Annotated in this window: 5 protein-coding genes; 3 read left to right on the top strand and 2 right to left on the bottom strand. The window is 45.3% G+C overall.

Annotated elements, in window-relative coordinates; genetic code table 11:
* Positions 1-754: 754 nt before the first annotated feature.
* Positions 755-5,308: a biotin carboxylase N-terminal domain-containing protein gene (locus L5M40_RS11265; RefSeq protein WP_263256665.1), complete on the bottom strand. Its 4,554-nt coding sequence runs from the start codon at positions 5,306-5,308 to the stop codon at positions 755-757.
* 121 nt (positions 5,309-5,429) lie between these two features.
* Between L5M40_RS11265 and L5M40_RS11260 the strand changes: the two genes are divergently transcribed.
* Complete coding sequence (locus tag L5M40_RS11260) at positions 5,430-6,341, top strand: LysR family transcriptional regulator (protein WP_263256663.1); 912 nt, start codon at positions 5,430-5,432, stop codon at positions 6,339-6,341.
* A 163-nt stretch (positions 6,342-6,504) separates the two neighbouring features.
* Here the strand turns inward: L5M40_RS11260 and blaOXA are convergent, their stop codons facing one another.
* The gene (blaOXA, locus tag L5M40_RS11255; protein WP_168826813.1) at positions 6,505-7,329 is read right to left on the bottom strand and encodes a class D beta-lactamase; all 825 of its coding nucleotides are present in this window, start codon (positions 7,327-7,329) and stop codon (positions 6,505-6,507) included.
* 330 nt (positions 7,330-7,659) lie between these two features.
* Between blaOXA and L5M40_RS11250 the strand changes: the two genes are divergently transcribed.
* Both L5M40_RS11250 and L5M40_RS11245 read left to right on the top strand, forming a co-directional pair.
* Positions 7,660-8,814: a hypothetical protein gene (locus L5M40_RS11250; protein ID WP_263146804.1), complete on the top strand. Its 1,155-nt coding sequence runs from the start codon at positions 7,660-7,662 to the stop codon at positions 8,812-8,814.
* A gap of 158 nt (positions 8,815-8,972) precedes the next feature.
* Complete coding sequence (locus L5M40_RS11245) at positions 8,973-9,632, top strand: SprT family zinc-dependent metalloprotease (protein WP_263146801.1); 660 nt, start codon at positions 8,973-8,975, stop codon at positions 9,630-9,632.
* The last annotated feature ends 27 nt before the right edge of the window (positions 9,633-9,659 follow it).

The following is a 9,659-nucleotide window of genomic DNA, read 5'->3' as shown; positions in this document are numbered from 1 at the left end:
CACACAGATTTCTTGTTTTATCTTGTTAAAGAGCAACTCAATATTCGTAAGAGAACTTGAGTACCACACTGAGCGTCGAACGCTTCCAGTTGGCTAGGGCTGCGTATTCTACGCATTTCCCGTTTCGCGTCAAGGAGTTTTTTTCAACTTCTTGCTGCGATTGAATTAAGTGCTTAAAAGCGACTCAATTCAACCTAACCCGTCAGCTTGCTTTCGCTGTCTGCCGTGTCAGTGGATGCGCATTATAGGCAGCAGGAGATTTTGCGCAACCCCTATTTTCAGTAAATTTGCAGTTAATTCTAATTATCTAATCTAGCCACAAGATACCCACTACTTACCCCCAAAGTTATCCACGCTCCGCTCATTTTAGACTCAGTTTTAACTTAAAATGAGGTTTGATGAAACTCTATTACTACGAATAAAGCACGGAGATTCCGTTGATTCTCGAGGCCAGAGGTGGGTTCTTGATGCAGCTTGTTCTAATAAATGGGCAAACGACAGATTAAAGAAACTCTTTGCCGACTTAATCAGAGATACAGGTCGTATTGCACAAAGCTGATATTGGCCACTTGTTAGCGATGAGCTTATCTATTAAAGCTAAGTTGATTTATCAAAGACATCATGCACATTAAGAGTGTTATGTTCGCTTACCTATATTTAGTGACAGGATATTTAGTGGCAATAATTTAGAAGCAAAAAAATACCCGCCAATGGCGGGTATTTTCTCATTCAGCTATGGCGTTAAACGCTGAGCTTATTCTTCAACAGGAGAGACCACGAACAGTAAGTCGCCTTGAGACACTTGCTGACCATTGCTGTTCAGAATGCGCTCGATACGATACTTCTTATCTTCAGGGTACAGAATCGCACTCTGGCGGTTAAAGCCGGCTAAGGTCACTTGCGAGAACATCTTCATCGCTTCTGTTAGTGCTAGTGTTTGATCAACCGTGACTATGTCACCTTCTTTCACGAAGTCCGCTTCACCAGGTGCAGAAGAGGTATAGAAGATACCTGCGCCTTGGGCTAACACTTTCAGTTCGTTACTTTCGCCAACACGCAGTGACTCAGTGTCTACTTCCACAGTTTCAGCGGCAGCTTCCATTTCTGCTATCAACGCAGGAATGTCGAGCTCAGCCATTAAGCGTGGCAGATAGTTAGTGTCGTAAACACCTTCGTTGAAGGTACCATCTTTCAGGATCAGCTTGAGTAACGGAATGTTAGTCGCGATGCCTTTCAGCACTACACTGTCTAAGTATTCGTACAGTTTGGCAATCACATCTTCACGGTTTTCACCGCGCATGATGATTTGCGCAATCAAGCTATCGTAGTATGGCGATACTTCTTTACCTGGCGCAGCAATCGAAATGATTTCCACATCTGGATGATCTGGGAACACACACTCAGTGATCTTGCCTGGATTTGGAATCAGCTGCAGTATGCCATGGCTATCGAGCGCCGCTTTCTCAGCCGTCACACGTACTTCCATCGCATAACCAATTTCTTTAGGTTCTAACGCTGCAATTGAACGGCCAGCGGCAATATCAAACTGCGCACTAACGATATCAATACCTGAAGTCGCTTCCGTGACAGGATGTTCAACCTGCAGACGCGTGTTCATCTCCATAAAGTAGACTTCATTCGCATCTAAGTTATAGATAAACTCTACGGTACCTGCGCCCATGTAATCGGTCGCGTCGCCTAAGGCACGGGTATAGGCCAGCACTTGTCGCTTCAGCTCATCTGGCAACATAGTTGAGCCAGATTCTTCGACCACTTTTTGGTTATTACGTTGAACCGAACAGTCACGCAAACCTAATACTTTCGCATTACCGAACTTATCACGCAGTAACTGCACTTCGATGTGACGTAGTGATGTCACATACTTCTCTAAGTACAAGTCACCATTACCGAAGGCGGCAGCCGCTTCAGTTGCGGTTTTTTGGAATAAACCAATCATGTCTTCAGGACGTTTCACAACCTGAATACCTTTACCGCCACCACCTTGTACCGCTTTAAGAAGTACTGGATAGCCGATTTCGCTCGCCACATTTACGGCTTGTTCAGCATTGGTCAGAATACCGTGCGAACCAGGCACTACAGGTACGTTTTGCGCTTGCGATGTCTTAATTGCGTTCGACTTGTTACCCATAGTCGTCATTGAATGCACGCTAGGACCGACGAAGTTAACACCGTTATTCACACATAATGCAGCAAACTGCGGGCTTTCTGATAGGAAACCAATACCAGGATGCAATGCATCAACCTGTTCATATTCGGCCACTTTCAGCACTGAGTATGCGTTCAAGTAACTTTCGTCCGATGTGTTACCACCGAGACAAACTAACTTGTCGGTTTCTTTGAGCATGTCCGCTGGCACTGATGTCATATCAGGATCCGACGCCACTAATACCACATTGATATTATTGTCATGCGCCTTGCGAATAAGTTTCACCGCTGTACAACCACGGGCGTGAACCAATACTTTGTTAATTGGCTTCATTAACTTACGTGGATCGTTCTGCACGATCACTTCTTCTTCAACAGTAGCTTCAACCACTAAGGTCGACAGTGCATTGATGATCACGTCGTTAATTTTTGCCGAAGGCATTGGCATCAGAGGATCGATACCTGCTAACTGAGAGTCTAAATTGTCGCTGAATGGGTTATGGACTAAGCCCGCCATTGCGCCAGGTACTTTTGACAAGTAGTTAGACAGCGTTGCCGTTGATGGTAAGTAAGCTGGCACCACCATTTGACCTGCGAACGGCATGTTAGTACCAGACAGATAGTAAGTTTGCACCAATGGGTGAGTTACAAAACTCGCCTGCGCACCACCGGTACAGTCACCAAAACCAAACATCAGTACTGGCAATTCGTTATCACGAATAAAGCGCGTGATACGGTCGTTCACCACAGCCATAGAGAATAGCGCCGCAGCGCCTTCTTTAGTCTGCATACCACCTGAACTGATAAAGCACACAACGGGTAATTTACGCTTAGCACACTCGATCAATAGTGCAGAGAATTTCTCAGCACTAGCCATATCGAATGCACCCGCTTGGAATGCGGTGTTAGACACAGCCACACCCACACGCACTTTTTGACCTTTTTCTTTAAAGTCAGCAATACCTGTGATCAAACCACATGGGCGAATGCCTTTATCTAATGCGTCTTCAATCGATAAACGGAAGCCTGGGAAGTTGAGCAAGTTAGCCGACATTTTGTCGCCGTTGATCTCTTCGAAATGGGTAAAGAACTGCTTCACCACATTTTCCCAAGTCATGTTGCCTTTACGTTTTTCGTCACGTAGCACTTTTTGGATCAATAGATCTTGATAACCCATGGTCAAGCGGTTCCAGAAGTCCTTACGACGACCGATACGCACAGGGTTGATCGCACCAGTGTACTTGCTGGTATCGCTTTCACTATCGAAATACTCAGGCAGTAAACGCTCGAAGAAGTAAGTCAGTACCACGAATAGACTGTCGTTAAGTTGTGGGAAACCCACACTCTTCCACTGCTCTACTCGCACCAACAAATCGGCGCGGTTCGATTGACCCATAAAATACTTGAGCCACTTATAGAACTTAGCTTTGTCGTTCGAGGTATCTTGCGTCGACAATGCATGGTCAATTGACTTGTGCAACAGGTTGTTCACTGAGTTACGTGACAAACTCTTCGACATCATGGCTTCTTTCGCGATTGACGCTAAGCTGCCCACAACGTTGTCATACAAGGCATTAAAGATCAGAATGTTATGGCATTGCCAAATAAAGTCTTCACGCAGTTCTTCATTTACCACCACATCAAGCACAGTCAGCTGATTCAGCTCAGGCCATTTAGCTTGAGTCACAGACTTTGGCAAACTTTCTAAGTGCTGAATCAGCCCTTTAAAGTTGTTAGCCGCATTGCTCTTCCAGCGATGATACAAAGACCAGCTAATGTTGAATAACAACGCCTTACGTGCTTTTTTATAGTTCTCTTTTGGCTCACCCAAAATCAAACGTGTCAGCATGTTACGCTCGGTAGAGACTTCGTCACGTTTAGCGACAAAGTTAGTCCACAATTTATTCAAATCTTCGTCATAAACTAGCTTGTCAGGGTTAGACAACCAAGCTTGGAACACACGGTCTTGTTCCTGTTGAATACGTGCCAACAGATCACCTTCTGGCACGCTAGCACGTGACAGACGGCCATATTGCTCTTGAGAAATAGAATGGATACGGCTACGTAGCGTTAAATAACGCAAATAGCGATAGGCGCTACCGAACAAGTTATGGTGACTGGTCGGGCTCGTTGCCACAGCTAATTCTGCGTTCAGTTCCAAAGCCATCAAGTTTTTAGATGGATTAAGGAAACGAGTTAAACTGCGATCATAATGCTCACGTAAATCTTTAGATTCACGCACAAAACTCATCGCTGCACGCTCAACCGCTTCTACGCTGCTAATAATAGCGCGGCGCAGATTGTGCTGACGCTCGTCACGATCGCCCGGTGAAAAGTCGATGATACCGTCGATACAACCTGAGGTATAAAGCTCTTCTGGTGATACACCCACTGATTTCGCACATTCTTGCCAAGATAAGTTGTACTTACGGGCAATACTTTGCAGACCTTGTGGCTGGATCGTGTTGAAAATACCGTCACGCAACGACAACAGAATGTTCGCCGCCGCTAATGGAATTGCGCCACCAGAATAACCAGCACCAATTACGATACCGACTGTCGGTACGTCAACGTTGGCACTTTCTGCGATGGCTTTAGAAATTGAATGCGCTTGGTTTTGGCTGTTAGCGATTTCGCCAGCATCCGCCCCTGGGGTATCAATTAAATAGATAATAGGCATAGACAATTCGGCGAAATGACGAATTGCTTTACAAGCGGCGTAATGATGCTCAGGCATCCAAGCACCGTTAGCGGTAGTGCGTTCTTGGGCAATAAAGCCAATACGACGAGTGCGTGAACCAAAGTTCAGCTCGACCTCAGCACTGTAAAAAGAGCCCAAGTGAGTTTCCGTAATCAAACGACCTTTAAGATCGGCAATAATACGTTTTGCACCAGGACGACCTTTATCTTGGGTCGGCTGGATCACTTTAGCAACGTAACCGTCGACATCTAAAGATGCCAAGTCTTTTAAGTTTGCTTGAATAGCATCCTCATTTAAAAGACCTTTAATTTCTTCCGATAAACTCTGTTTACTGTGCTTAGGAAACAGAGAAAAATCTTTTGCCAAATGCTCGGCCTGTAAAAAAAGCGGATCGGGCGTTTGGGCTTGAGTCATGTGTTTGGGCTGATTATTGCTGGTCATCAAAAGATCCTCTGCTTAGCCTCTGAAAATTTTTAGCCAATAAATATAACTTTGTTATCCCGTCAAATGCCATTAAACTGCATAGGACGCTTTGTTCCAAATATGAGACAGTGGGAATAACATGCCAGATTTAAACGGTATGATGCTATTTGCAGCCGTAGTTAGAGCGAAGGGATTCTCCCAAGCTGCACGTGAAACCGGCCACCCAAAATCCACCATAAGTCGCAAAATCGCGCAGCTAGAAGAACAACTTGGCGTGCGATTACTACAGCGCGACACCCGTAATTTGAGTTTGACCCAAATCGGGGCACTCTTTTATCAACACTGTGATTCGATTCGCAATGAGGTAGAAGCGGCCAAGGCAGTTATCGAGAATACTCACGATGATGTGTCAGGATCATTACGCATTGCAATCCCAGTGTCATTTAGCCAAGAACTTATCGCTAACCTCTGTAGCGGATTTATGCGTTTATATCCCAATGTTGAATTGGATGTCCAGTTTACCGACAACGATATTGGTTTAGTCGGTGAAGGATATGACATAGCCATCAAATATGGCCCACTTCAATCGTCAGACTTAGTCGCAAGATTACTGTTTGAACGCCAGCCAATTTTGGTGGCAAGCCCTGCATACTTAAAACTCAAAGGCACCCCCGCGACCCCAAAGGAACTCAGCCTGCACAGTGGGATTTTATTGGGGACTTCTCGCTCAGCACCAATTTGGCCATTGGGTAAATGTTCGCGTAAAACCATGGCGAACTTTCAGCGTAAAGTGAGGGTCAACAGCCCGATAATGGTGAAGCAATTAGCCATAGATGATTTTGGCATCGCCATGTTATCCAATTCAGCCTGTAAGACTGAACTTGCTAATGGACAGCTAGTACCGATTTTACAAGAGTGGCCGATTGAACCTTTTAAGGTTTACGGGGTTTATTCGAGCAGACGCCAACTGGCCACCAACATCAGTGTCTTCTTAGATTTCTTTGTAAAACGCTTCAGCAGCCAAGAAAGCCTGCAATCCCTAATGGGTTAACGTTTCCCGTCGCATCAGGAAACCTGTTTCAAGAAAGTCCTATAAAAAAGCCTAGATCTGAGTCTAGGCTTTCAGTATCACGATTGATGTCAGCCAAGTAGGCCACTTCATACGCAATTCTCGCAAGGTTTAGATACGCTATGCTTACGCGACCTAGCATGGGCTAAGGAATAACGCGTTCCCGTTTTAAGATTTCCTTAGTAATGGCTTGACGCAATGGTAAACCTGCGGCGTCGGGAATATCCATATTCATCGCAAAAAACCATACATTATCATCGAGTTCAACCCAACCTACCCACCAGCCAATGCTTGGTTCTGCTCTGACTGCATAACCGGTTTTCGCACGGATAATATAGTCAGAATTCGCTTCAGTCAGCATGGCTTGCTTAACAATACGTAAACTGCGCTCAGAAGCGTGTATCTTGTTGTGATAAAGCTTACGTAGGAAATCGATTTGCTCCGTAGCCGAAATTCGTATGCCACCATCTAACCAAAAGCTATCCAAATTTCCCGAAATATCCTCATTACCATAATCAAACGAGGCGATCATCTTCGACATACGCGCCTCACCAATTTGGCGAGCAAACTCTTGGTAGACAGGCACAACCGAATACTTCATTGCAGTAATAAGGTTATGATCACGATTCCAAGTTGCGATATCTCGACTTTTACCATCCCAATTAAAGACTTGATGCTCATCCTTCACCACGCCAAGCTCTAGCGCGATCAAACTGTTAGGAATTTTAAACGTCGATGCAGGTAAAAAACCTTGATTGGCACGTTTAAGATTATTAGTGAATCCCTGTTGCTTGTTTTCATTCCATAACACCACTACGCCTTTAGTTTGGTGCTGAGTAAAACTAGCATCCCAACTGCGGGTTTCTTGCCACTCCTTAGCTGTAGTAGATGCAAAAGTCGGCGCCACTAAGCTTGACGACACTAAAATAGACGACATCACCAGCACAGCTGATATGGTGAACAAACGCATAAAGTCTCCTTGTAGAAAAACACACAATCCAATGAACTAAAAAAGTGATTAAGGCTATCACTTAGGGTTTTGGCATGCCCTAGCAAACTGCTGACCAATTGTGGCAAAAAAGAGGCAAACTAGACCCTATTGCACTGTTACAGATGGATTAATGCCAGCGCGACATGATTTGTGATAGAAGATATTGGCATAAGATGACAAAGATCACTGAGCTTAACTTTATTACCCTCAGCTTGTAGTGCATACTTTTTGGCATAAGAGACTATCCGCACGAAAAAAATAATCATTATTTCCAATGAATAACGTCTAATCACTACAGGGAAGCAAAACATGTTGAAGCCAGTGTTAACACTCATCCTCACCACCAGCTTAATGACTACAGCCAGTGCCGTGCAGTTATTTGGTGACGTTGAAGTTTCCCGCCTACCAGCAGCCGAAAAAACCATAGGCGACGTAGTCACTCGCTATCAAGCACTTGACGATGGTCTGGCTCAGCTGAGTTCAAAGAAAAACGAAGTTGACGCCACCCAATTAGCGGCGCGCCAAGGACACAGATTGTGGCAACAAGCTGTCCGCGATGTACAGTCAGGGCATTTTGATGACCGACCTTTATACTGGGCTCGCCTTGCCATGCTTAATAGTCTAAAAACCACCAGCGCCAACTTTAAAATGGCCGATTGGCAACAAGACATATTAATGAGTGCGGTTGAAAAGGCATCACGGGGTTTTAGCGATATTCAATATGGTGATGATGTCCAAATCAAAATATTCCTCACGGGTTTCGATCCTTTCTTCCTCGACAAAGATATCACCCAGAGTAATCCTTCCGGTCTAGTTGCCCTCGCCTTGGATGGTTTTCGCTTTGATATTAATGGTAAAACGGCGCAAATAGAAACCGCTATGGTGCCAGTACGTTTTGCAGATTTTGATCAAGGACTTATCGAGTCGCTATTGAGCCCGATTTATCGCGATCCCAAAACCCAATTTGTATTCACCGTTAGCATGGGCCGAACTGATTTTGATATCGAACGTTTCCCAGGGCGAAATCGCAGCGCAGCGGCGCCCGATAACCAAAACGTACTCACTGGCGGCACGAAAACCGCACCCGTTGCCCCAAAGCTTAATGGTAAAGATTTTATCGGCCCCGAATTTGTGGAATTTTCACTGCCTGTTTCGGCTATGCAAGTCAAAGATGGTCAATGGAAAGTCAATGATAACCATACTGTCACTACCCTTGCCCGCGGTGAATTTAGCGCGACCTCATTAAACGAACTGCAAAACGAAACCTCAGTCGAAGGCTCTGGCGGCGGTTATCTTTCTAATGAAATCTCCTATCGTGCCATAGTCTTGCAGCATAAGTTTAATAGCCATGCCAAGGTCGGCCACATTCACACCCCAAGAGTCAAAGGCTATGACGCCGATACTGAGCAAGCCATAGTCGAACAAGTACGCACTATGGTGATGCAAGCGACAGCGAGTTTATAGCCAAGTCACACTGGCTGAAACTGGCTGAAACTAGCATTGTCAGATAGCGTTCGCTATGATGCGAACGCTTCTGATGTGAACGCTTAGGCAGGCTTAATCACCGATAAGTTTTAAGCACTCAATTTTATCTTTAACCGACGAGATCCAACGCTAACCCTATGCTGAAACCCGCAGACTTACTCAATGCCTTACGCCGTCGCAGCAGTGAAGCACTTGCCCCGCTGACAAAATCGACGTACGCAGCCTTGGGCCAAAGCCAAGATAAGTCGCAGGTGATAACGAGTCCACCAGCACCAAATCCGGCTCAGGCACATATTTTCACCGGTTCATCACGCCCACTCTCGTCACTACAAATTCAAGTACTAGAGCGAATTGAAGCTTGTTATCAAGAGGCCGAGATATCGCTTAAGCGCACTTTTCCACGCCCTGTCACTCAATTTAGTTTAAGGGGTAAGAGTGCGGGTACAGCTCATCTGCAACAGAATCGCTTGCGATTCAATCCTGTATTGCTACGCGAAAACAGCGAGGCATTTCTGACTGAGGTCGTCCCCCACGAAATTTGTCATTTGCTGTGTTTTCAGCTTTTTGGCAAAACCAAGCCCCACGGTAAAGAATGGCAATCTTTGATGTTAACGGTATTTAAGGTCAATCCGAGTACCACACATAGCTTTAATACCACTTCAGTTACGAGTCGCGATGTTGAGTATCGCTGCGCCTGTGGACCGATTCGACTGAGTATTCGCCGCCATAACAAGGTGTTGCGTGGTGAAAGTCGTTATATTTGTAAACGCTGTAAGACCCATTTAACTGCGATCTAGCGACTTTCAGCAAACAAAACTCCCACC

The organism is Shewanella sp. SM68 (assembly GCF_025653925.1).
GTDB lineage: Bacteria > Pseudomonadota > Gammaproteobacteria > Enterobacterales > Shewanellaceae > Shewanella > Shewanella oncorhynchi.
The sequence above is the reverse complement of the archived record's forward strand: the minus strand, read 5'-3'. Positions and strand labels throughout refer to the sequence as shown.

Excerpts from the sequence above, each read along its gene's own strand:
- L5M40_RS11265 (WP_263256665.1), bottom strand. The coding sequence starts at position 5,308 with ATGACCAGCAATAATCAGCCCAAACACATGACTCAAGCCCAAACGCCC.
- L5M40_RS11260 (WP_263256663.1), top strand. The coding sequence starts at position 5,430 with ATGCCAGATTTAAACGGTATGATGCTATTTGCAGCCGTAGTTAGAGCG.
- blaOXA (WP_168826813.1), bottom strand. The coding sequence starts at position 7,329 with ATGCGTTTGTTCACCATATCAGCTGTGCTGGTGATGTCGTCTATTTTA.
- L5M40_RS11250 (WP_263146804.1), top strand. The coding sequence starts at position 7,660 with ATGTTGAAGCCAGTGTTAACACTCATCCTCACCACCAGCTTAATGACT.
- L5M40_RS11245 (WP_263146801.1), top strand. The coding sequence starts at position 8,973 with ATGCTGAAACCCGCAGACTTACTCAATGCCTTACGCCGTCGCAGCAGT.